At 59.9% G+C, this 20,888-nt stretch carries 20 protein-coding genes and 2 pseudogenes; 8 read left to right on the forward strand and 14 right to left on the reverse strand.

All coding sequences use genetic code 11. The features are described 5' to 3' along the window. Positions 1-99 precede the first annotated feature (99 nt). The 5 genes and pseudogenes from AC1DIS_RS26820 (at position 100) to AC1DIS_RS26840 (ending at position 7,363) form a co-directional block, all read left to right on the forward strand. Entirely contained in the window at positions 100-1,905 is a 1,806-nt protein-coding gene (locus AC1DIS_RS26820) for a glucan biosynthesis protein G (protein WP_477781188.1), read from the forward strand. Further along, entirely contained in the window at positions 1,898-4,468 is a 2,571-nt protein-coding gene (gene mdoH, locus AC1DIS_RS26825; protein WP_111453930.1) for a glucans biosynthesis glucosyltransferase MdoH, read from the forward strand. The genes AC1DIS_RS26820 and mdoH overlap by 8 nt, the downstream gene beginning before the upstream one ends. 229 nt (positions 4,469-4,697) lie before the next feature. Beyond that, positions 4,698-5,495: a transporter substrate-binding domain-containing protein gene (locus AC1DIS_RS26830; protein ID WP_477744135.1), complete on the forward strand. Its 798-nt coding sequence runs from the start codon at positions 4,698-4,700 to the stop codon at positions 5,493-5,495. A gap of 181 nt (positions 5,496-5,676) precedes the next feature. Further along, positions 5,677-6,633 (forward strand): annotated as a pseudogene (locus AC1DIS_RS26835) (amino acid ABC transporter permease); the annotation flags it as partial. Next, on the forward strand, positions 6,629-7,363 hold the full coding sequence (locus AC1DIS_RS26840; RefSeq protein WP_477781189.1) for an amino acid ABC transporter ATP-binding protein: 735 nt from the start codon (positions 6,629-6,631) through the stop codon (positions 7,361-7,363). The pseudogene AC1DIS_RS26835 and the gene AC1DIS_RS26840, both read left to right, overlap by 5 nt. Before the next feature lie 84 nt (positions 7,364-7,447). Here AC1DIS_RS26840 and AC1DIS_RS26845 read toward each other — a convergent pair whose 3' ends face one another. The 11 genes and pseudogenes from AC1DIS_RS26845 to ubiE all read right to left on the reverse strand — a co-directional run bounded on the left by AC1DIS_RS26845 (position 7,448) and on the right by ubiE (position 15,649). Next, positions 7,448-8,311 (reverse strand): methyl-accepting chemotaxis protein, encoded by an 864-nt coding sequence (locus tag AC1DIS_RS26845; protein WP_371917767.1) that lies wholly within the window; start codon positions 8,309-8,311, stop codon positions 7,448-7,450. Further along, positions 8,303-9,385 (reverse strand): annotated as a pseudogene (locus tag AC1DIS_RS26850) (methyl-accepting chemotaxis protein); the annotation flags it as partial. The gene AC1DIS_RS26845 and the pseudogene AC1DIS_RS26850, both read right to left, overlap by 9 nt. 211 nt (positions 9,386-9,596) lie before the next feature. Next, on the reverse strand, positions 9,597-10,304 hold the full coding sequence (locus tag AC1DIS_RS26855) for a 16S rRNA (uracil(1498)-N(3))-methyltransferase (RefSeq protein WP_305410864.1): 708 nt from the start codon (positions 10,302-10,304) through the stop codon (positions 9,597-9,599). Continuing rightward, positions 10,301-11,095: a twin-arginine translocase subunit TatC gene (tatC, locus tag AC1DIS_RS26860; protein ID WP_018929165.1), complete on the reverse strand. Its 795-nt coding sequence runs from the start codon at positions 11,093-11,095 to the stop codon at positions 10,301-10,303. The genes AC1DIS_RS26855 and tatC overlap by 4 nt, the downstream gene beginning before the upstream one ends. Next, on the reverse strand, positions 11,092-11,523 hold the full coding sequence (tatB, locus tag AC1DIS_RS26865; protein WP_028939612.1) for a Sec-independent protein translocase protein TatB: 432 nt from the start codon (positions 11,521-11,523) through the stop codon (positions 11,092-11,094). The genes tatC and tatB overlap by 4 nt, the downstream gene beginning before the upstream one ends. Positions 11,524-11,533: 10 nt before the next feature. Next, positions 11,534-11,812 (reverse strand): twin-arginine translocase TatA/TatE family subunit, encoded by a 279-nt coding sequence (locus tag AC1DIS_RS26870; protein WP_258672080.1) that lies wholly within the window; start codon positions 11,810-11,812, stop codon positions 11,534-11,536. A 24-nt stretch (positions 11,813-11,836) separates the two neighbouring features. Continuing rightward, the gene (locus AC1DIS_RS26875; protein WP_018929162.1) at positions 11,837-12,169 is read right to left on the reverse strand and encodes a phosphoribosyl-ATP diphosphatase; all 333 of its coding nucleotides are present in this window, start codon (positions 12,167-12,169) and stop codon (positions 11,837-11,839) included. Next, complete coding sequence (hisI, locus tag AC1DIS_RS26880) at positions 12,162-12,563, reverse strand: phosphoribosyl-AMP cyclohydrolase (RefSeq protein ID WP_018929161.1); 402 nt, start codon at positions 12,561-12,563, stop codon at positions 12,162-12,164. Before hisI ends, AC1DIS_RS26875 begins: the two co-directional genes overlap by 8 nt. A 91-nt stretch (positions 12,564-12,654) precedes the next feature. After that, positions 12,655-14,259, reverse strand: coding sequence for a ubiquinone biosynthesis regulatory protein kinase UbiB (ubiB, locus tag AC1DIS_RS26885; RefSeq protein ID WP_007936798.1), 1,605 nt, complete (start codon positions 14,257-14,259; stop codon positions 12,655-12,657). Beyond that, complete coding sequence (locus AC1DIS_RS26890) at positions 14,256-14,879, reverse strand: ubiquinone biosynthesis accessory factor UbiJ (RefSeq protein WP_018929159.1); 624 nt, start codon at positions 14,877-14,879, stop codon at positions 14,256-14,258. Before AC1DIS_RS26890 ends, ubiB begins: the two co-directional genes overlap by 4 nt. Then, complete coding sequence (gene ubiE, locus AC1DIS_RS26895; RefSeq protein ID WP_007936800.1) at positions 14,879-15,649, reverse strand: bifunctional demethylmenaquinone methyltransferase/2-methoxy-6-polyprenyl-1,4-benzoquinol methylase UbiE; 771 nt, start codon at positions 15,647-15,649, stop codon at positions 14,879-14,881. The genes AC1DIS_RS26890 and ubiE overlap by 1 nt, the downstream gene beginning before the upstream one ends. Before the next feature lie 154 nt (positions 15,650-15,803). Between ubiE and AC1DIS_RS26900 the strand changes: the two genes are divergently transcribed. From AC1DIS_RS26900 to AC1DIS_RS26910, 3 genes are all read left to right on the forward strand, one after another. Next, positions 15,804-16,079 (forward strand): polyhydroxyalkanoic acid system family protein, encoded by a 276-nt coding sequence (locus AC1DIS_RS26900; protein ID WP_064615913.1) that lies wholly within the window; start codon positions 15,804-15,806, stop codon positions 16,077-16,079. A gap of 205 nt (positions 16,080-16,284) precedes the next feature. After that, positions 16,285-16,707: a phasin family protein gene (locus AC1DIS_RS26905; protein ID WP_111453927.1), complete on the forward strand. Its 423-nt coding sequence runs from the start codon at positions 16,285-16,287 to the stop codon at positions 16,705-16,707. A 10-nt stretch (positions 16,708-16,717) separates the two neighbouring features. Next, on the forward strand, positions 16,718-17,527 hold the full coding sequence (locus AC1DIS_RS26910; RefSeq protein WP_477744136.1) for a phasin family protein: 810 nt from the start codon (positions 16,718-16,720) through the stop codon (positions 17,525-17,527). An 89-nt stretch (positions 17,528-17,616) separates the two neighbouring features. On the opposite strand, the gene AC1DIS_RS26915 is transcribed toward AC1DIS_RS26910, so the two are convergent. From AC1DIS_RS26915 to phaZ, 3 genes are all read right to left on the reverse strand, one after another. Continuing rightward, positions 17,617-18,237: a TetR/AcrR family transcriptional regulator gene (locus AC1DIS_RS26915; protein WP_018929155.1), complete on the reverse strand. Its 621-nt coding sequence runs from the start codon at positions 18,235-18,237 to the stop codon at positions 17,617-17,619. 59 nt (positions 18,238-18,296) lie between these two features. After that, a complete protein-coding gene (phaC, locus tag AC1DIS_RS26920; RefSeq protein WP_111453925.1) occupies positions 18,297-19,979 on the reverse strand; it encodes a class II poly(R)-hydroxyalkanoic acid synthase in 1,683 nt (560 codons plus the stop codon). Positions 19,980-20,108: 129 nt separating this feature from the next. Beyond that, a partial coding sequence (gene phaZ / locus AC1DIS_RS26925) for a poly(3-hydroxyalkanoate) depolymerase (protein WP_477781190.1) occupies positions 20,109-20,888 on the reverse strand: 780 nt, incomplete at its 5' end.

The following is a 20,888-nucleotide window of genomic DNA, read 5'->3' on the forward strand; positions in this document are numbered from 1 at the left end:
GGCAAGAGTGGTCCGCAGGGTCGGTTTTTTCCACCGTACACCGTGCTGGCACTTTAACTGGCCGTTGGTTTTTTGATCTGTTTTCGGCGAGGGTTGCTCGTGATTGTTAGTCCCTGTAATGCACCAAAATTGTCTGCCAAACGGTTTCGAAATGCTCTGGTAGCGGGCTCTGCACTGCTCTGCCTGTTCAGCGCCGGCCAGCTTTGGGCATTCAATCTGGATGACGTATCGGTCAAGGCAAAAGAGCTGGCCGGGCAAAAATACGAAGCCCCGCGCAGTAACCTGCCGAATGAATTTCGTGAAATGAAATTCGCGGATTATCAAAAAATCCGCTTCCTCACCGAAAAAGCCGAGTGGGCTAACCAGAAAACCCCATTCAAGCTGTCGTTCTATCACCAGGGCATGCACTTCGATACGCCGGTGAAAATCAACGAAATCACGGCCAACACCGTCGAAGAGATCAAATACGACCCAAGTCGTTTCGATTTCGGCGATATGAAGTTCGATCCTAAAGCCACCGAGCAGCTGGGTTATGCCGGTTTCCGTGTGCTCTACCCGATCAACAAGGCCGACAAGCAAGACGAAATCATGACCATGCTCGGCGCGAGTTACTTCCGCGTCGTCGGCAAAGGCCACACCTATGGCTTGTCCGCTCGCGGCATGGCCATCGATACCGCCTTGCCGTCCGGCGAAGAGTTCCCGCGTTTCACCGAGTTCTGGATTCAGCAGCCGAAGCCGGGCGACAAGCACCTGGTGATCTTCGCCCTGCTGGATTCGCCGCGCGCCACTGGTGCCTATCGCCTGACCCTGCGTCYGGGCAGCGACACGGTCGTCGACGTCAAGGCCAAGATGTTCCTGCGTGACAAGGTCACCAAACTTGGCGTTGCGCCGCTGACCAGCATGTTCCTGTTCGGCGCCAACCAGCCGTCGAAAGTGCTGAACTACCGTCGCGAACTGCACGACTCCAGCGGTCTGTCGATCCATGCAGGCAACGGCGAATGGATCTGGCGCCCATTGAACAACCCGAAACACCTGGCCGTGAGCAACTTCTCGATCGAGAACCCGCGCGGTTTCGGCTTGCTGCAACGTGGCCGTGACTTCAGCCACTACGAAGACCTCGATGACCGCTACGACAAGCGCCCAAGTGCCTGGATCGAGCCGAAAGGCGATTGGGGCAAGGGCTCCGTCGATCTGGTGGAGATTCCTACCGCTGACGAAACCAACGACAATATCGTTGCTTTCTGGAGTCCGGAAAAACTGCCAGAGCCTGGCCAACCCCTGGACGTCGCCTATCGCATGCACTGGACCATCGACGAAGCCGCCCTGCATTCGGCGGACAGCGCCTGGGTTCAACAGACCCTGCGTTCCACGGGTGACGTGAAGCAGTCGAACCTGATTCGTCAGCCGGACGGCAGCGTGGCCTACCTGGTGGATTTCCAAGGTCCGTCCCTGCAAGACTTGCCAGAAGATGCTGAAGTACGCAGCCAGGTTAGCGTTGGCGACAACGCGGAACTGGTCGAGAACAGTGTCCGTTACAACCCTGAAACCAAGGGCTGGCGCCTGACCCTGCGGATGAAGATCAAGGATCCGGGCAAGTCCACTGAAATGCGTGCAGCACTGGTCAAGACCATCACGCCGGCCGAGACGATCAAGACCACGGCGCCAGCGTCCAGCTCTTCCGTTGCCAAGGCCGACAAGATCGCCGCCAAGCAGCAGGAGAAGAAGGACAAGGAGGCCAAGCAAGCTGAAGCGCAAGCCCAGCAAGTCAAGGACACCAAGGACAAGGACAACAAAGACGCCAAGCAGCCTGTCGCTGCCGAAGCGGCCCCTGCCACACCGGAATCGGCACCGACTGAACAAGTCCTGACCGAGACCTGGAGCTATCAGTTGCCTGCCGATGAGTAATTCACAAGTACAGCCACAAACGCTTGCCGAGTACCTGGCGCATTTGCCGATGACCGACGAGCAGCGCGCGGAACTCGCGGGCTGCAAGTCTTTCAGTGAGTTGCACGAACGTCTGTCGTCCCAGGCGTTCGACGCGCCGACCGATGCCGCCCAGGCGTCGGTCGGGCGGCGCCTGACCCTGAACACCGCCGAAGAACTGGCGGATGCGCAAATGTTGGGACTCGATGCCAGTGGTCGGGTTTGCCTCAAGGCAGCCCCGCCGATCCGTCGGACCAAAGTCGTTCCGGAGCCATGGCGCACCAATATCCTGGTGCGTGGCTGGCGTCGGCTGACCGGTCGCACCAACCCGCCGAAGCCGCCGAAAGACGAGAACGTGTTGCCAGCAGCTCGCTGGCGCACCGTCGGTTCGATCCGTCGTTACATTCTGTTGGTGCTGATGCTTGGTCAGACGATCGTCGCCGGCTGGTACATGAAAGGCATCATGCCGTACCAGGGCTGGTCGTTCGTCGATCTGGAAGAAGTCCTGCACCAACCGCTGCTGCAAACTGCGGCCCAGGTGCTGCCTTACGTGTTGCAAACCAGCATCCTGATTCTGTTCGGGATTCTGTTCTGTTGGGTGTCGGCCGGTTTCTGGACCGCGCTGATGGGCTTCCTCGAGTTGATCACCGGTCGCGACAAGTACCGCATTTCCGGCGCCAGCGCCGGCAACGAGCCGATCGCCAAGGACGCACGCACCGCATTGGTGATGCCGATCTGCAACGAAGACGTGCCGCGGGTGTTCGCCGGTTTGCGGGCGACCTTCGAGTCGGTTGCAGCCTCGGGTAACCTGGATCGTTTCGACTTTTTCGTGCTCAGCGACAGTAACGACGCCGATATCTGCGTCGCCGAACAGCAGGCCTGGCTGGACGTCTGCCGTGAAGCCAAGGGCTTCGGCAAGATCTTCTACCGCCGCCGCCGTCGTCGCGTAAAACGTAAAAGCGGCAACCTCGACGACTTCTGCCGTCGTTGGGGCGGTGACTACAAATACATGGTCGTGCTCGACGCCGACAGCGTAATGAGTGGCGAATGCCTGAGCAGCCTGGTGCGCCTGATGGAAGCCACGCCGGACGCCGGGATCATCCAGACCGCGCCGCGTGCGTCGGGCATGGACACCCTTTATGCGCGTATGCAGCAGTTCGCCACCCGCGTGTACGGTCCACTGTTCACCGCTGGCCTGCACTTTTGGCAGTTGGGCGAATCCCACTACTGGGGCCACAACGCGATCATCCGCATGAAGCCGTTCATCGAGCACTGCGCCCTGGCGCCGTTGCCCGGTAAAGGCGCGTTCGCCGGTGCGATTCTGTCCCACGACTTCGTTGAAGCGGCGCTGATGCGCCGTGCCGGCTGGGGCGTGTGGATTGCCTATGACTTGCCGGGCAGCTACGAAGAACTGCCACCGAACCTGCTGGACGAACTCAAGCGTGACCGTCGCTGGTGCCACGGCAACCTGATGAACTTCCGGCTGTTCCTGGTCAAGGGCATGCACCCGGTACACCGTGCGGTGTTCCTGACAGGCGTGATGTCTTACTTGTCGGCGCCGTTGTGGTTCTTCTTCCTCGTGCTGTCGACAGCCCTGCTGGCGACCAACACGCTGATGGAGCCGCAGTACTTCCTGGAACCGCGCCAGCTCTATCCGCTGTGGCCACAATGGCACCCGGACAAGGCGATCGCACTGTTCTCGACGACTATCGTGCTGCTGTTCCTGCCGAAGCTGCTGAGCATCATCCTGATCTGGGCCAAAGGCGCGAAAGAGTTCGGTGGCAGGTTCAAGGTGACGCTGTCGATGCTGCTGGAAATGTTGTTCTCCATGCTGCTGGCGCCGGTGCGGATGATTTTCCACACCCGTTTCGTGCTCGCCGCGTTCCTCGGCTGGGCCGCGACCTGGAACTCGCCGCAACGTGACGACGACTCCACGCCCTGGAGCGAGGCGGTCAAGCGTCACGGTCCGCAAACAGCGCTGGGTTTCTTCTGGGCGCTGCTGGTGATCTGGCTGAACCCGAGCTTCCTCTGGTGGCTGGTGCCGATCGTCGGTTCGCTGATGCTGTCGATTCCGGTGTCGGTGATCTCCAGTCGTGTCGGCCTGGGCCTGAAATCCCGTGACGAGAGCCTGTTCCTGATTCCTGAGGAATACAATCCGCCGCAGGCATTGCTGGCGACCGATCAGTACACCCACGAAAACCGCTGGCATGCACTGCACGACGGCTTCGTCCGGTCGGTGGTCGATCCACAGCAGAACGCGTTGGCGTGTGCGCTGGCGACGTCTCGTCACCGTCAGGCCGAGCCGATCGAATGGCTGCGCATCGAGCGGGTTCGCCATGCGATGAAGGTCGGGCCTGAAGGGCTGACCAACAACGAGCGCGTGGCCCTGCTGAGTGATCCGGTGGCACTGGGTCGCTTGCATGAGCAGGTCTGGAGCGAAGGCCATGCCGAGTGGCTGCAGGCCTGGCGCACTTCGGTGGATGCCGATCCGCATGCGCCGCTGTTGCCGCTCAAGCCGTTGAGCGTGCAGCCTCAGTTGGCATAATGAAAAACCCCGCGAAAGCGGGGTTTTTTTGTGCTGATGATCGCTCCCGTGTTCTGCGTGGGAACGATCAAACAAATCTCCCTCAACCCCTTGTGCAAACGGCCGAGTGCGTTAGCATCCGTCCCCGAATTGGTGCGCCCGGACAACTTTCTGTTCGTATCTGCCGGTTTCCCAAAGGAAACCTGCGGTTTGCGTGCCTCACAATGCGATGGGTTTTGGGGACTTGAAGATGAAGAAGTATCTGTCGATGCTGCTGGTCGGCGTCACGGCATTGGTTGCAGTCAGCGCGGTGCAGGCCGGTGCCATCGATGACGCGGTCAAACGCGGCACGCTGAAAGTCGGCATGGACCCGACCTACATGCCGTTCGAAATGACCAACAAGCGCGGCGAAATCATCGGCTTCGAAGTCGACATCCTCAAAGCCATGGCCAAGACCATGGGCGTCAAGCTGGAAATGGTATCCACCGGCTACGACGGCATCATCCCGGCCCTGCTGACCGACAAGTTCGACATGATCGGCAGTGGCATGACCCTGACCCAGGAACGCAACCTGCGCCTGAACTTCAGCGAGCCCTTCATCGTGGTCGGCCAGACGCTGCTGATCCGCAAGGAGCTGGAAGGCACCATCAAGTCCTATAAAGACCTGAACACCGCCGACTACCGCATCACCTCCAAGCTCGGCACCACTGGCGAGATGGTCTCCAAAAAGCTCATTTCCAAAGCCAAGTACCACGGCTACGACAACGAGCAGGAAGCGGTGCTCGACGTGGTCAACGGCAAGGCCGACGCCTTCATCTACGACGCGCCTTACAACGTCGTGGCGGTGAACAAGGTCGGCAACGGCAAACTGCTGTTCCTCGACAAGCCATTCACCTATGAGCCTTTGGCTTTCGGCCTGAAGAAAGGCGATTACGACAGCCTCAACTTCATCAACAACTTCCTGCACCAGATCCACGAAGACGGCACCTACGATCGCATCCATGACAAGTGGTTTAAAGACACCGCCTGGCTCAAGGACATGGAATAACACCGCCTTTGTGGCGAGGGAGCTTGCTCCCGTCCGACTGCGAAGCAGTCGTAAATCGATTGACTCGTTTTACCCGACGTTGCGCGGTGGCCGATTTCAGGGTTGCTGCGCAACCCAGCGGGAGCAAGCTCCCTCGCCACAGAGGGAGCGGGCGCCCTGATCGTTATGGATTTGCCTTTAAATGAAACAGAAAAAAGCCCAATGGCCCTGGCACGTATTAACCGTGCTGGTGCTGATCGGCCTGGCCGGCGCGTTGTACTACGCCACCTCGCTGATGTCCTACGAATGGCGCTGGAACCGTGTGCCGCAGTACTTCGCCTACCACGCCGAAGAGTCCCAGCGCGCGGCCGACATCTCCACCGTCAGTGAGCTGGTGCGCAAGGGCAGCAAGGCTGAAGTCACCCTGCGCAATGATGCAGGGGATGAGCAGCACCTGACGGTTGACGACAACAGCCTGCAAGTCGCGCAAGGCGATGATGTGGCCGAAGGCGATGTGATCGGTGTGACCCGGCATTGGGCCGCCGGCCCGCTGCTATGGGGTCTCTGGACCACGTTGTGGTTGTCCCTGGTGTCTGGCGTGCTTGGCCTGCTGATCGGCCTGGCCACCGGGCTGTGCCGCCTGTCGAACAACCCGACCCTGCGCGACCTCTCGACGATCTATGTCGAGCTGGTGCGCGGTACGCCGCTGCTGGTGCAGATTTTCATTTTCTACTTCTTCATCGGCACCGTGATGAACCTTTCCCGGGAGTTCGCCGGGATCGCCGCGCTGTCGCTGTTCACCGGTGCCTACGTGGCGGAGATCATCCGCTCTGGCGTGCAATCGATTGCACGCGGCCAGAACGAAGCGGCGCGCTCCCTCGGTTTGAGCGGTGGCCAGTCGATGCGCCACGTGGTGCTGCCACAAGCGTTCAAGCGCGTGCTGCCACCGCTGGCCGGGCAGTTCATCAGTCTGGTCAAGGACACCTCGCTGGTGTCGGTGATCGCGATTACCGAACTGTTGAAAAGCGGTCGTGAAGTCATCACTACCTCGTTCTCGCCGTTCGAAATCCTGTTCTGCGTGGCTGGGTTGTACCTGTTGATCAACCTGCCGCTGTCGAAAATCGCCAGTCGGCTTGAGCGGAGGCTCGCGCAAAGTGATTGWAGTCCGCGATCTGATAAAAGTCTTCGACACCCGCGGCCAGGTGGTTCGCGCGGTGGACAACGTCACCACCCAAGTGGCGAAGGGCGAAGTATTGGTGGTGATCGGCCCGTCCGGTTCCGGCAAGTCGACCTTTCTGCGCTGCCTGAATGGCCTGGAAGCGTTCGACTCCGGTTCGGTGAGCATCGACGGTCTGCAACTGGCCGACCCGAAAACCGACGTCAACGCCTACCGCCGCGAAGTCGGCATGGTGTTTCAGCATTTCAACCTGTTCCCGCACATGACCGTGCTGGAAAACCTCTGCCTGGCCCAGAAAGTCGTGCGCAAGCGCGGCAAGAAGGAGCGCGAGGCCAAGGCCATGGTGTTGCTGGAAAAGGTTGGTATCGCTCAGAAGGCCCACGAGTTTCCATCGCGCCTGTCCGGTGGTCAGCAGCAGCGCGTGGCCATCGCCCGGGCGTTGGCGATGGAGCCGAAGGTCATGCTGTTCGATGAGCCGACGTCGGCGCTCGACCCGGAAATGGTCGGTGAAGTGCTGGATGTGATGAAGACCCTGGCCGTGGAAGGCATGACCATGGTTTGCGTCACCCACGAAATGGGCTTCGCCCGGGAAGTGGCGGACCGGGTGCTGTTCTTCGATCACGGCAAATTGCTGGAAGACGCCTCGCCGGCCGAGTTCTTCGATGCACCGAAGGATCCCCGTGCGCAGGCGTTTTTGCGCCAGGTTTTGTAACCGCATCGCCCAAAAAAGATCGCAGCCTTCGGCAGCTCCTACTACAGGCTGCCGAATGCTGCGATCTTTTTGCTTTGTGTGGTGTTAAACCTTGAATCTGCCCACCAGCATCTGCAAATGCGTCCCCAGCCGCGCCAGCTCGACGCTGGAGGCCGCGGTCTCTTCACTCGCGGCCGAGGTCTGCTCGGACACGTCACGCACGTTCAACACGCTGCGATTGATCTCCTCGGCCACCGCGCTCTGTTGTTCGGCGGCAGCGGCGATCTGCTGGTTCATCGACTGGATCGCCGACACGGTACGGGTGATGCTTTCCAGTGAGCCACCGGCACGGCGGGTCAGTTCGACGCTGCTGTCGGTCAGGCTGCGGCTGTTGTCCATGATGGTCGCGACTTGCTGAGTGCCGGTTTGCAGGCCAACGATCAGCTCTTCGATTTCTTCGGTGGACTTCTGAGTACGCTGGGCCAGGCTGCGGACCTCGTCGGCGACCACTGCAAAGCCACGCCCGGCTTCACCGGCGCGAGCGGCTTCGATGGCGGCGTTGAGCGCCAGCAGGTTGGTTTGCTGGGCCACGGATTTGATCACGTCGAGCACGCTGCCGATCTTGTCGCTTTCGCGCTTCAGATCGCCCATGGCGGCAGTGGAATTGCCGACTTCGAGGGCCAGGCGCTCGATCTGGGCGATGGCTTCGCCGACCACCCTGTCACCCTCGCGGGCCTGCTGGTCGGCGGCGACGGCGGCTTCGGACGCTTCCTCGGCATTGCGCGCGACTTCCTGAACGGTGGCGGTCATTTCGTGCATGGCGGTGGCCACCTGATCGGTTTCGACCTTCTGACTGTTGACCCCGGCGCTGGTCTGCTCGGTAACGGCAGACAGTTCTTCAGCAGCGCTGGCGATTTGGGTCACGCCGTCGCTGATGCCGCCGATCAGTTCCCGCAGACTGACGACCATCCGCTGAAGGGTGCTTTGTAATTGACCCAGCTCGTCGCTGCGAGCGACCTCAAGGTTATGGCTCAGATCGCCCGAGGCAACACGTTCGACTGCCACCAACGTCTGTTGCAGTGGAACGACGATCTGCCGCGTAATGATCCAGGCTGCGAGCAGACCAAACGCCAATGCCAGGACGGTCACGATGATCAGCGTGCTTTTCGCTTGGGCCGTCTCCTGGTTACGTTTGTCGGTTTGCGAGCGGGTCAGTTGTGCGCTCAGGTCATTCAAGCGGGTCTCTTGATCCACCATCTTCTTGAGGGCGACGGCGCTGGCCACTTGCGAATCGCGGAACTGGCTGACTGCGACACGGTAGCCCTTGAGCGATTCGGTGGCTTGTTGCAGGTTGGCGCTGTGTTGTTCTGGCAGTTTGCCCGGCAGGCTTTCAAGGTTTTTCAGGGCGTTGTCGATGGCATCCAGCGCGGGTTGCTCGGCTTCGGGCTTGCCGCTGTAGGTATAACCGCGAACCTGGAAGCGCGCTTGCTGGAGCAGTTTGCTCAGCTCGACCACGTTGTTGAATTGAGTGACGCTGTCGCCTTGCAGCAAGGACTTTTCGACTTCTGTCACCTTGGCCACAGCGTTGTCGGCGGTGGCGCCGAGCTTGGATCGGGCCGATTCGCGGTTCTGCGTCGCTTGAGTCATGTCGGCAAAGGCGCGTTTGTAATCACCGATGGTGGCCAGTTGCTGATTGAGCACTTCCTGGTCCGAGATGCGCACAAACATTTTGAGGGCGACTTGCACGCCATCGTCAAGCTTGCCCAAGAGTTCGCTGACGGCTGCCGGGCCTTGTTCGCCACGGCGCATTTCGTAGTCGAGACGGGCGGTTCGCAAATCCTTGCCCAACTCGTTGAGGCCGGAGATGTAGCTCTGCTTGTCTGCGCGACTGATCACACTGCCTAGGCTATTCCAGCCAGTGAAAGTGATCAGGAGGGTCATGAGCAGCACGAGGCCAAAGCCGACACTCAACTTGCGATTGACGCTTACGTTTCCCAGTTTCTCGGCTAGCCATCGGTACATGCTGCGACTCCCTCGGACCATTGATTGGTTTTATGGGGACTGTATCGGCAGGCAGGCTGGAACCTGTAGGTGAGCAAAACCTGTGGCGAGGGAGCTTGCTCCCGCTTGGGCGCGAAGCGGCCACCGCTTTTCCCGGCAAGACCGCATTCACCTGTTTTACGACTGCTTCGCAGCCGAGCGGGACGGTGCGGCGATCCGACAAGCTCCCTCGCCACAAGGGTAAGTGTCTGGGTTAGAACAGCCGCGAAAGCAGTGCAGTGACGGCGGTTTCGACCCGCAGGATGCGCTCGCCGAGCTGCACCGGTTGCAGGCCGGCCTTGGCCAGCAGGTCGATTTCGTAAGGAATCCAGCCGCCTTCGGGGCCGATGGCCAAGGTCACGGGTTCGTCCAGGCCACGGGGGCAGGGCGGGTAATTGCCGGGATGACCGACCAGGCCGAGAGTGCCTTCAGTGATTGCTGGCAGGCGATCTTCGACAAAAGGTTTGAAACGCTTCTCGATGACGACCTCTGGCAGCACGCTGTCCCGGGCTTGTTCAAGCCCCAGGATCAATTGTTCGCGAATCGCCTCAGGTTCCAGGAACGGGGTTTGCCAGAAGCTCTTCTCGACGCGATAGCTGTTTACCAGAACGATTCGTGGCACACCCATGGCGGCCACGGTCTGAAACACCCTGCGGAGCATTTTCGGGCGTGGCAGGGCCAATACCAGGGTCAGTGGCAGCTTGGCTGGTGGCGGCTGGTCGAGGGTGACGCGCAACTCGGCTTCGTCAGCGTCCAGGCGCAGTACTTCGGCTGCGCCCATCAGCCCGTCGATACGCCCGACGCGCATGCTGTCACCCACTTCACAGCGATGGACTTCCTGCATATGGGTCAAGCGGCGATCGCGCAGGATCGCCCGGTCGGCCGCAATGAAATCGGCCTCCTCGAGGAGCAGCAGGTTCACGCTTGGGTCGCTGGCGGCTGATCGTTGTGATCGTCAGCCGGTTTTTCGTCCGGGTGCTCGCCGCGTTTGCTGATCAGGCTGCCGAACAGGACGCCGATCTCGAACAGCAACCACATTGGTACGGCCAACAGCGTCTGCGAGAAGATGTCCGGCGGCGTCAGGATCATGCCGACCACGAAGCAGCCGATGACCACATACGGGCGGATTTTCTTCAGGTAGGCGACGTTGACCACGCCGATCCACACCAGCAGCACCACGGCCACCGGGATCTCGAACGCCACGCCGAAGGCGAAGAACAGCGTCATGACGAAATCGAGGTAGCTGGTGATGTCGGTCATCATTTCCACGCCGGCCGGGGTGGCAGCGGCGAAGAACTTGAAGATCAGCGGGAACACCAGGAAATAGGCGAAGGCCATGCCGGTGTAGAACAGCAGGATGCTGGAGACCAGCAACGGCACGGCGATGCGCTTCTCGTGCTTGTACAGGCCTGGCGCGATGAAACCCCAGATCTGATGCAGGATCACCGGGATTGCCAGGAACAGCGAGACCATCATGGTCAGCTTCAGCGGCGTCAGGAACGGCGACGACACGTCGGTGGCGATCATCGTCGCGCCGGCCGGCAGGTACTGGCGCAGCGGCGTGGAGACGAAGGTGTAGATCTGCTGGGTGAAGGCGAACAACCCGGCGAAGATAATGAAAATCGCCGCTACACAGCGCAGCAGACGGGTGCGCAACTCGGTGAGGTGCGAGACCAGTGGCATGTGCTGGTCGTTTTCGGGGAGATCGCTCATGGGGCTCGCGGCGGCAAAGTGGTGTCGTGAGGCGCCGGGGTTGTCGGCGCAGCGGCAGGAGCAACAGGTTCTACTGGGCTGGCAGGCGCAGGTTCAGCAGCTGCAACCGCCGGCGTGACTTCAGCTGTTGGCGCATGAATCGTCGGCGTCGCCACAGGTTCCACCGGCGTTGGCTCCTGCTGGGTCGGCGTGAAAATCTTCCGCGCCTCCTGCTCCAGGGACAGAATGTGCTCGTTGTGCAGTTGCCGGCGAATTTCGTCGGCACCGATTTCACGTTCAACTTCCTGTTTGATCGCGTTGAAGCTGCGCTTCAGCCGCCCGACCCACAGGCCAGCGGTGCGCGCAGCACCCGGCAGGCGCTCGGGGCCCAGCACCAGCAGGGCGACGAGGCCGACGAGCAGCAGTTCAGAGAAGCTGATACCAAACATTAGTCAGTGCTCACGAGTCTTTGCGGATCGGCTCTTCGACTTTTTGCGCCTGCACGTCGATGGTGTGCGGCGGGTTCACAGGCGTTGTGGCCTGTGGCTGGGTCGGCGGAACCGGTTGGGCCGGAGTCGCAGTCGGGTCGGCCGGTTTCTCTTCGTCGTTCATGGCCTTGCGAAAGCCCTTGATCGACTCGCCCACGTCAGTGCCGAGATTTTTCAGTTTCTTGGTGCCGAACACCAGCACCACGACAACCAGGATGACGATCCAGTGTTTCCAGTCAAAAATGCCCATGTTGCGTTCCTCTCTAATAATTATTCAGGCGGACGGACGCGAGGCTTTCTCGACGTGTCCGGACAGACCGAAGCGACGGTCAAGTTCATCGAGCACAGCCTGTGGATGTTGCCCCAACTGGGCGAGCATGACCATGCTGTGGAACCACAGGTCGGCGGTCTCGTAGATCACATCGCTGCAGTCACCGCTGATGGCGGCATCCTTGGCGGCGATAATGGTTTCGACCGACTCTTCGCCGACCTTTTCCAGAATCTTGTTCAAGCCCTTGTGGTACAGGCTGGCGACGTACGAGCTGTCGGCGGCGGCGCCTTTGCGTTCTTCCAGCACCTGGGCCAGACGGGTCAGGGTGTCAGTCATGAGTATGTCCTGCGCAATAGATAGCGTGCGGGTCTTTGAGAACCGGGTCGACGGTTTTCCAGTCGCCGTTCTCGAAAACGCGGTAGAAGCAGCTCTGACGGCCGGTATGGCAGGCGATGTCGCCGATCTGCTCGACCATCAGGATGATCACGTCAGCGTCACAGTCCAGGCGCATCTCATGCAGGATTTGCACGTGGCCGGACTCTTCGCCCTTGCGCCACAGCTTGCCACGGGAACGTGACCAGTAAATGGCACGGTTCTCGGCGGCGGTCAATTGCAGTGCTTCGCGGTTCATCCAGGCCATCATCAGGACGCGTCCGGTCTTGTGATCCTGGGCAATCGCCGGCACCAGTCCATCGGCGTCCCACTTGATCTCGTCCAGCCAGTTTTTCATCTTCGACTCCGACAGCGGGCTCTACTTCAATAGTTGAGGCCAATGTTCAAATTCAGCGTTCAAACAGTGTGCCAGCCGATGATCCAACTGGCTATCGGCGAACGACCAGATACAAGCCGATCGCCACCATGATTCCGGCGGGCCAATGCCCCAGTTCGTGCAACGGGCCACCGGCTGCGAGTATCGTGCCACCCGCCAGATGAGCGGTGCCGAGCAGGCGCAGGAACACGTCGTCCTTGCGCCGGTGCCACGGAGGCGGCGGGTCGTTGGCGTGGGGTTGGGACATGCGCTCAAGCAGGTCGCGGGCCATGTTGGCCAGGTGCGGGATCTGCTCGAACTGGCTCTGCACGTTGCCCAGCAAGGCTTTGGGGCTGACGCGCTCGCGCATCCAGCGTTCGAGGAACGGCTGGGCGGTGTTCCACAGATCGAGGTCCGGGTACAACTGACGACCCAGGCCTTCGATGTTCAACAGGGTTTTTTGCAGCAAGACCAACTGCGGCTGCACTTCCATGTTGAAGCGTCGAGCGGTCTGGAACAGGCGCATCAGTACCTGACCAAAGGAAATATCTTTCAACGGTTTTTCGAAGATCGGCTCGCACACCGTGCGGATCGCCGCTTCGAATTCGTTGAGCTTGGTTTCCGCCGGTACCCAGCCCGAGTCGATGTGTAATTGCGCGACACGCCGGTAGTCACGCTTGAAGAACGCGAACAGGTTGCGCGCCAGATAGTCCTGGTCTTCCGGGGTCAGGCTGCCGACGATGCCGCAGTCGATGGCGATGTACTGCGGGCTCCAGGGCTGCACGGTGCTGACGAAAATGTTGCCGGGGTGCATGTCGGCGTGGAAGAAGCTGTCGCGGAACACCTGGGTGAAGAAGATCTCCACGCCACGCTCGGCGAGCATTTTCATGTCGGTGCGCTGGTCGGCCAGGGTCGCGAGGTCGGTGACCTGAATCCCGTAGATGCGCTCCATCACCAGCACTTTCGGTCGGCACCAGTCCCAATAGACTTGCGGCACATACAGTAGCGGCGAACCGTCGAAGTTGCGCTTCAACTGGCTGGCGTTGGCGGCCTCACGCAGCAGATCGAGTTCGTCGTAGATGGTTTTTTCGTAATCACTGACCACGTCCACCGGGTGTAGCAGACGGGCGTCGGCCGAGAGTTTTTCCGCGGCGCGGGCAAGAATGAACAGCCATGCCAGGTCCTGGGCAATCACCGGCTTGAGGCCCGGGCGGATCACCTTGACCACCACTTCTTCACCGGTTTTCAGCTGCGCGGCATGCACCTGCGCCACCGAGGCCGAGGCCAGCGGTTCGACGTCGAAACGAGAGAAGACTTCACTGATCTTTTTGCCGAGCTGCTCTTCGATCAGCCGGACCGACACTTGTGAGTCGAACGGCGGCACGCGGTCCTGCAACATCATCAACTCATCGGCGATGTCTTCGGGCAGCAGGTCGCGGCGTGTCGAAAGGATCTGGCCGAACTTGATGAAAATCGGCCCAAGGTCCTGCAACGCCAGGCGCAATCGTGCGCCACGGCTCAGGTCCAGGGGCTTGCGCGGGAACCAGCGCCACGGCAAGGCATAGCGCAGCGCCAGCAGAAACCAGGGCAATGGCAGGGCGAACAGCAGGTCATCGAGGCGGTAGCGGATCACGACGCGCTGGATGCGCAACAAACGGCGGACGGCAAGCAGCTTCATGCGTTATCGCTTGGGTCGAGGGATCGGGAAAGGCGCTCGAAACGCGCCTCGAGACGTTCCAGATCGAGTTTGATCTGGTCCAGTTCACTGAAACGGGCTTCGGCTTCGCGCTGACCGACCAGGGTGCGCGATTCTTCGGCCAGGTATTCGCCCAGGTTCTGGTTGAGGCTGGCGAACCCTTGCTGATACCAGCGTGCGCGGCTGCGCAGATGACCTCCGACCAGTTGCGTGGCCACAGGCCCCAGCCAGCGCGAGAGTTCATACTCCCAGTCCAGCTCCAGGTCCTGAAGGACCGCCGCCAGTTCCAGCAGCACGCCGCTGTCGCCGTCGAGTTCGACTTCCGGGGCATGCAGCACCGACGTCTTGTCTTTGCTCGTCGCCAGTTTCAGCAGGCTTGAGGCCGGTGCGCGCAAGGTGCAGTCGGCACCGGTTTCCCAGTGGGACGCCAGCATCAGGCCTTCATCGCTGGGCAGGATGAACAATTGCAACGCCGGGCTGCGGCAGTCGACGGCAATCACCTTGCCACTCAAATGCGCCAGCCGCGGCAGCGCCGTGCTGTCGAGACGCAGCACCCGGTTCAGACCGAGTTCAACGCTGGCGAGCAGGCCGGCCAGCAACATCAGGGTTTGATGCCACGGTGCAGGGCGACGATGCCTGCGGTCATGTTGTGGTAGGTCACGCGGTCGAAACCGGCCTCGACCATCATCGACTTCAGGGTTTCCTGATTCGGGTGCATGCGGATCGATTCGGCCAGGTAGCGATAGCTTTCCGAATCATTGGTGATCAGCTTGCCCATCAACGGCATGAAGGCAAACGAATAGGCATCGTAGGCTTTGGACATCAGTGCGTTGGTGGGTTTGGAGAACTCCAGCACCAGCAGGCGACCGCCGGGCTTGAGCACGCGCAGCATCGAGCGCAGGGCGTCTTCTTTATGCGTCACGTTGCGCAGGCCGAAAGCGATGGTCACGCAGTCGAAGTGGTTGTCCGGGAACGGCAGCTTTTCAGCGTCGGCCTGGACGAATTCGACGTTGCCGGACACACCCAGATCCAGCAGGCGGTCACGACCGACCTTGAGCATGGATTCGTTGATGTCGGCCAACACTACCTGACCAGTTGGCCCCACAAGATGCGAAAACTTTTTGGTCAGGTCGCCAGTGCCGCCGGCGATGTCCAGCACGCGGTTACCGGCACGCACGCCCGACAGTTCGATCGCGAAACGCTTCCACAGACGGTGCATGCCGCCCGACAGGAGGTCGTTCATCAAGTCGTACTTGGCGGCTACCGAGTGGAAAACCTCAGCGACTTTTTCCGCTTTCTGGCTTTCCGGAACGTTTTTGAAGCCGAAGTGAGTGGTGGGTTCGGCATCGCTGCCTTTGCGCTGATCAGTCATATCGCTGTCACCAAAATAGAATGCGGGACATTCTAATCCCGGTGGCCTGCTTTGTCTTGGCAAGGCTGAAGGTAAGATATAGAGAAACCGGGACGTTTTGACGCAGTAACGGTCAAGATGCTTCAGGAAGTGTCCATAAAGCAGGAGTCATTCGATGGCCCATATTAGTGTTGAGCGTGCCCATGGCCTGGGTAAGGAAGCGGCCCGCGAGAAGGCCGACAAGTTGGCGCAGAAACTGTCCGATCAATATGGCCTGGAGCCACAGTGGTCTGGCGACACGCTGAACCTCAAGCGCTCCGGTGTGAAAGGGGCAGTGCATGTGGGCGAGGATTCGATCAGGGTCGATGTCGAACTGGGGCTGTTGATGTCCGCCATGAGCAGCACCATCAAATCGGAAATCGAAAGGGCCCTCGACAAAGCCCTCGCGTGATTCCCCAAAGAGCGCAGCCTTCGGCGGCTCCTGCATTGAAATGTGTACATCTGCAGGCGTTGCCGAAGACTGAGATCTTTTCCCGGAGGCACCACCGATTTGTGTCATTTGTTAGGGTGCCGTTTCTAATTTTTCTCCCTACTTTGTGCCTGAGCCCGACACTTTCGCGGGCAGTTCCTCAACCCTTCTGCGCGTGAGGTGGACCATGGCCAAAGTTATTGTGAAGAAAAAAGTCGACGTTGAGACCAGCACTCTGAACGACGTCAGATCGTATGCCCGCAAGATCTGGCTGGCGAGCCTGGGTGCTTACACCAAGGTCGGTCAAGAAGGTAGCGAGTACGTTCAAGAGTTGATCAAGGCTGGTCAAGCTGTTGAAAAGAAAGGCAAAAAAGTAGTTGCTGAGAAACTTGAAGCGGCTAATGCCGAGATCGATGAAGCCAAGAGTGAAGTGAGTACTTTCAAAGGCAAAGTCGAACTTCAACTCGACAAAGTCGAGAAGGCTTTCGATACGCGTATCGCAAGTGCCTTGAATCGTATCGGCATTCCGTCTAAACATGACGTGGAGACACTCTCTGCTAAGCTCGATGAGCTGACAGCATTGCTCGAACGTGTCGCGCGTAAATCTTAAGGAGAACGGGATGGCTGGCAAAAAGAATACTGAAAAAGAAGGCAGCTCGTGGATCGGGAAGGTCGAAGACTACTCCCGCAAGATCTGGCTGGCTGGTTTAGGCGTGTACTCGAAGATTGATTCTGACGGCAGCAAACTCTTCGATGCATTGGTTAAGGACGGCGAGAAAGCCGAGAAGCTCACCAAGAGCGCTGTCGGCAAGAAAGTCGATGCTGCCAAGGACTCCGCTTCGTCGGCCAAGTCGCGCATCAGCGGAGTGAAAGATCGCGCACTGGGCAAGTGGGATGAGCTGGAAGGGGCTTTCGACAAGCGCCTGAACAGCGCCATTTCGCGCCTGGGTGTACCGAGCCGCAATGAGGTCAAGGCACTGCACAGCAAGGTCGATACCCTGACCAAGCAAATCGAAAAACTCACCGGTGCCAAGGTTGCGCCTGTTGCGGCGAAAACCGCAGCGGCCAAACCGGCAGCCAAAAGCGCTGCCAAACCATTGGCCAAGGCCGCAGCGAAACCTGCTGCCAAACCGGCCGCCAAAACTGCTGCTGCGAAACCTGCAGCCAAAGCGGCCGCTAAACCCGCTGCAAAAGCTGCAGCAAAACCAGCGGCCAGACCTGCAGCTAAAACCGCAGCGGCCAAACCCGCTGCGGCGAAGAAGCCAGCAGTGAAAAAACCAGCCGCCCCGAAAGCGGCCGCTCCGAAACCAGCAGTGGCTGCCGCCAAACCGGCAACCCCGGTCAGTCCGGCGAACTCCGCCGCTGCGCCGACCCCTGCTGTAACCCCGACTATCGCACCGACTCCATCGGCGCCAACCAGTCAGTCCTGATTTCCAGGACGCAAAAAAACGCCCGGCCTGTAAAGGTCGGGCGTTTTTGTTTGTGCATGGATTCCAGAAACCATCGAAGACCCACCGGGTCAGTTGTGCTCTTCGAGGTACTGCAACGCCAACCGCTCGGTCGCGACTTTGACCGGCGGCAACAAATGCGGCGCCACCAGCATCATGATCTGGTACACCACCAGTCGTACTTCACCTTCACGGTCGAGAATCCGCTGATAGTCCAGCGAGAACAGCAATGTCATGGTGATTTGCTCCACCAGTTGTCCCAGCGCCTGGGTGTCGCTGACCAACTGCCCCTGAGCCTTCAACTGTGCCAGCAATGAAGCCAGTGTGCGCTTCAACGCATTGAGCAGGTTGCGTATCCCCTTGGCCAGTTTCGGCAGGCGGCCGGCAAGGTTCGACAAGTCCTGGAACAGAAACCGGTATTGTGCCAGGCGTTCGACGATCAGGTGCAGGAACAGCCAGTAATCTTCGGGGGCCAATTCCACATCGGACGGTGGATCGAGCAAGGGCGTCAGTTCGGTCTGGAAGCGTTCGAACAGCCCCAGGATCAGCGGCTCCTTGCCGTGGAAGTGGTAGTAGAGGTTGCCCGGGCTGATGCCCATTTCGTTGGCCACCTCCATGGTGGACACGTTCGGTTCGCCCTTCTGATTGAACAACTGCAGGGCACATTCGAGAATCCGGTCGCGGGTTTTCATCCAGTCTTCTTAATGGTCGAGTCAGGCCACGGCCATTGGCGGCCGTGGTTCATTGAACGTCAGCGCACGCGCACGTAAGTACCGGGTGCCGCCTCCATCGGTGGATAGTTCTGGTTGCCGAGGGTCATCTTGGTTTCGTGTAGTGCGCCGGAGCGTTCCTGAATCCAGCTCAGCCATTGTGTCCACCAACTGCCGTCGACGCGTTTGGCGTCGTAATACCAGGCCCGCGGGTCGCTGCTCAGTTTCGGGTTCTCGACGTAGTTGGCTTTCGAGTTGTGCGGCGGGTTGAGAATGCTCTGCACATGACCGCTGCTCGACAGCACGAAGCGTCGCTCGCCACCCAGTAGCAAAGTCGAGCGATACACCGCATCCCACGGGGTGATGTGATCGTTCATGCCGGCCACGCTGAAACTGTCGACGGTGACTTTCTGCAGGTCGATCGGTGTGCCGCACACTTCCAGCCCACCCGGATGACTCAGCGGGTTGTGCTTGAAGAAGTCCAGCAGATCGCCATGAAACGCTGCCGGCAGGCGCGTGTTGTCATTGTTCCAGTAGAGGATGTCGAACGCCGGTGGCTCCTTGCCCAGCAGGTAGTTATTGACGAAGTAATTCCAGATCAAATCGTTGGGGCGCATCCAGGCAAAAACCCTGGCCATGTCGCGACCTTCCAGAACGCCCTTCTGATATGAGCGGCGCTTGGCCGCTTCCAGCGTTTGTTCGTCGACGAAGAGGGTGGCCGGGCTTTCTATCTGACTGTCGAGCAGGCTGACCAGATAGGTCGCGCTGGACACCCGCCGCAGCTGCCGCTTGGCCTGCAAGTGCCCTTGCAGCGCGGCGATGGTCAGCCCGCCGGCGCAGGCACCCATCAGGTTGACGTCGCGGGAGCCGGTAATCGCCCGGCACACATTCATCGCTTCTTCGGTGGCTTCGACGTAAGACGACAGCCCCCATTCGCGGTGACGCACATCAGGATTGCGCCAGCTGATCACGAAGGTCTGCAAGCCGTTTTTAAGGGCGAACTGGACGAAGCTGTTACTGGGGCTCAAATCGAAAATGTAGAACTTGTTGATCTGTGGCGGCACGATCAGCAACGGCTTGGAATACTGTTTTTCGCTCATCGGCTTGTACTGGATCAGTTCCAGCAGCTCATTGCGAAACACCACGGAGCCGGTGGTGGTGGCGACTGTCTTGCCTACCTCGAATGCTTGTTTGGTGACCTGTCTGGGCAAGCCGTCGTTGTGCAGCAGATCGTCAAGCAAATGGCCGATACCCCGCACCAGGCTGTGACCGCCAGAGTTGAAGATCTCCTTGACCGCCAGCGGATTGAGCAGGGTGTTGGACGGCGCCACGGCGTCGTTGATCAAGGCAAACGCAAAGTGGGCGCGGGCGCGATCGTCCGGGCTCAGGTTGCTCTCGTCGATCCAGTTTTTGACCTCCTTCTGCCAACTCAGGTAGGCCTGCAAGCTGCGGCGATAAAAAGGGTTGAGGCTCCACGCCGGGTCGGCAAAGCGATTGTCTTGCGGATTGATCGGATGCAGGGTTTCACCCAACAACACGCGGCCAAGCTGGCCGCCCAGCTTCAAGGCATGCCGGGCCGTGTACACCGGGTTGCGCAGGCCATGGGTGGCCAGGCTGCGCAAGGTTGAAAGCAAGTCCCGGCCGCGCAGACCGGTAACCGCACTCTGTGCGTTGATGAATGCAGCGGGAGTGGGCAAGGAGCCCTTCGCTGGTTTGTCGCGCATGAGTCAACACTCCTTCGTCATCAGGCCAAAAACAAACTCACCGAACAAATCACCATAGACGTTGTTGCGGATTGTTGCGCGGTACGACGTCCTGTCGACGCTCTTTTCCTGAACCAAAGCCGGGGCCGGTCAACTGCCCGATGGCGCCGGATGCGGATGCATCACAGCGCGCTGACGTTCCTCTTCGAGAAACTTCATGATGATCGGTGCCACCGCTTCGGCCCGGGTAATCAAGAACAGATGCCCGTCGTCGATGATGTGCAATTGGGCATTGGGAATTCGCCAGGCCAGCATGCGCATATTGATCAGCGGGATCAGTGGGTCGTCGTCGCCGGCCAGCACCAGGGTCGGCTGTTGGATCTTGTGCAGCCAGTGAATGCTGGTCCAGCCAAACCCGGCGAACAGCTGCCAGTAGTAGCCCAGTTTGCCTGCCGAGCGAACCCGCGCGGCGTGACTGGCCGCCAGGGTTGGATCGCGACGGAACGAGCCGCCATAGATCATCGGCGCGATGCGAATCACATGGGACGGCTGGATGTAGCGTCGTGGGCTGGCCATCATCCACAGCACTTTCGGTTTACCCGGTACCATCACTGTGCCGGCCGCCGTGGCTGCCAGCACCAGCTTCTTGCAGCGCTCGGGATAGTCATAGGCAAATTGCTGCGCCAGGGCGCCACCCCATGACACGCCGATCACATTGACCTGCCCGTAATCGAGATAGTCGAGCATTCGCGCGGTCAGTTTCGCCAGGCCCGAAAAGCGATACGGCCGGCTGGGAGTGGATGAGCCGCCGACACCGGGTACGTCGAAGGCGATGACTTCCAGGTCCGGATCCAGCGCCTGGACGAACGGAAATATCAGCTCCAGGTTGGCGCCGATGCCGTTGAAAATCAGCAAGGGCGTCAAGTGAGG

The sequence above is a fragment of the Pseudomonas sp. 05N433 genome, from assembly GCF_056396925.1.

Coding starts and splice junctions, on each gene's coding strand:
- AC1DIS_RS26890 (WP_018929159.1), bottom strand. CDS start 14,879: ATGTTGCTGGCCGGCCTGCTCGCCAGCGTTGAACTCGGTCTGAACCGG.
- AC1DIS_RS26830 (WP_477744135.1), top strand. CDS start 4,698: ATGAAGAAGTATCTGTCGATGCTGCTGGTCGGCGTCACGGCATTGGTT.
- AC1DIS_RS26910 (WP_477744136.1), top strand. CDS start 16,718: ATGGCTGGCAAAAAGAATACTGAAAAAGAAGGCAGCTCGTGGATCGGG.
- AC1DIS_RS26845 (WP_371917767.1), bottom strand. CDS start 8,311: ATGGTCGTCAGTCTGCGGGAACTGATCGGCGGCATCAGCGACGGCGTG.
- ubiB (WP_007936798.1), bottom strand. CDS start 14,259: ATGAAGCTGCTTGCCGTCCGCCGTTTGTTGCGCATCCAGCGCGTCGTG.
- AC1DIS_RS26870 (WP_258672080.1), bottom strand. CDS start 11,812: ATGGGCATTTTTGACTGGAAACACTGGATCGTCATCCTGGTTGTCGTG.
- AC1DIS_RS26875 (WP_018929162.1), bottom strand. CDS start 12,169: ATGACTGACACCCTGACCCGTCTGGCCCAGGTGCTGGAAGAACGCAAA.
- AC1DIS_RS26915 (WP_018929155.1), bottom strand. CDS start 18,237: ATGAAAACCCGCGACCGGATTCTCGAATGTGCCCTGCAGTTGTTCAAT.
- tatB (WP_028939612.1), bottom strand. CDS start 11,523: ATGTTTGGTATCAGCTTCTCTGAACTGCTGCTCGTCGGCCTCGTCGCC.
- tatC (WP_018929165.1), bottom strand. CDS start 11,095: ATGAGCGATCTCCCCGAAAACGACCAGCACATGCCACTGGTCTCGCAC.
- phaC (WP_111453925.1), bottom strand. CDS start 19,979: ATGCGCGACAAACCAGCGAAGGGCTCCTTGCCCACTCCCGCTGCATTC.
- hisI (WP_018929161.1), bottom strand. CDS start 12,563: ATGAAAAACTGGCTGGACGAGATCAAGTGGGACGCCGATGGACTGGTG.
- ubiE (WP_007936800.1), bottom strand. CDS start 15,649: ATGACTGATCAGCGCAAAGGCAGCGATGCCGAACCCACCACTCACTTC.
- AC1DIS_RS26900 (WP_064615913.1), top strand. CDS start 15,804: ATGGCCCATATTAGTGTTGAGCGTGCCCATGGCCTGGGTAAGGAAGCG.
- mdoH (WP_111453930.1), top strand. CDS start 1,898: ATGAGTAATTCACAAGTACAGCCACAAACGCTTGCCGAGTACCTGGCG.
- AC1DIS_RS26905 (WP_111453927.1), top strand. CDS start 16,285: ATGGCCAAAGTTATTGTGAAGAAAAAAGTCGACGTTGAGACCAGCACT.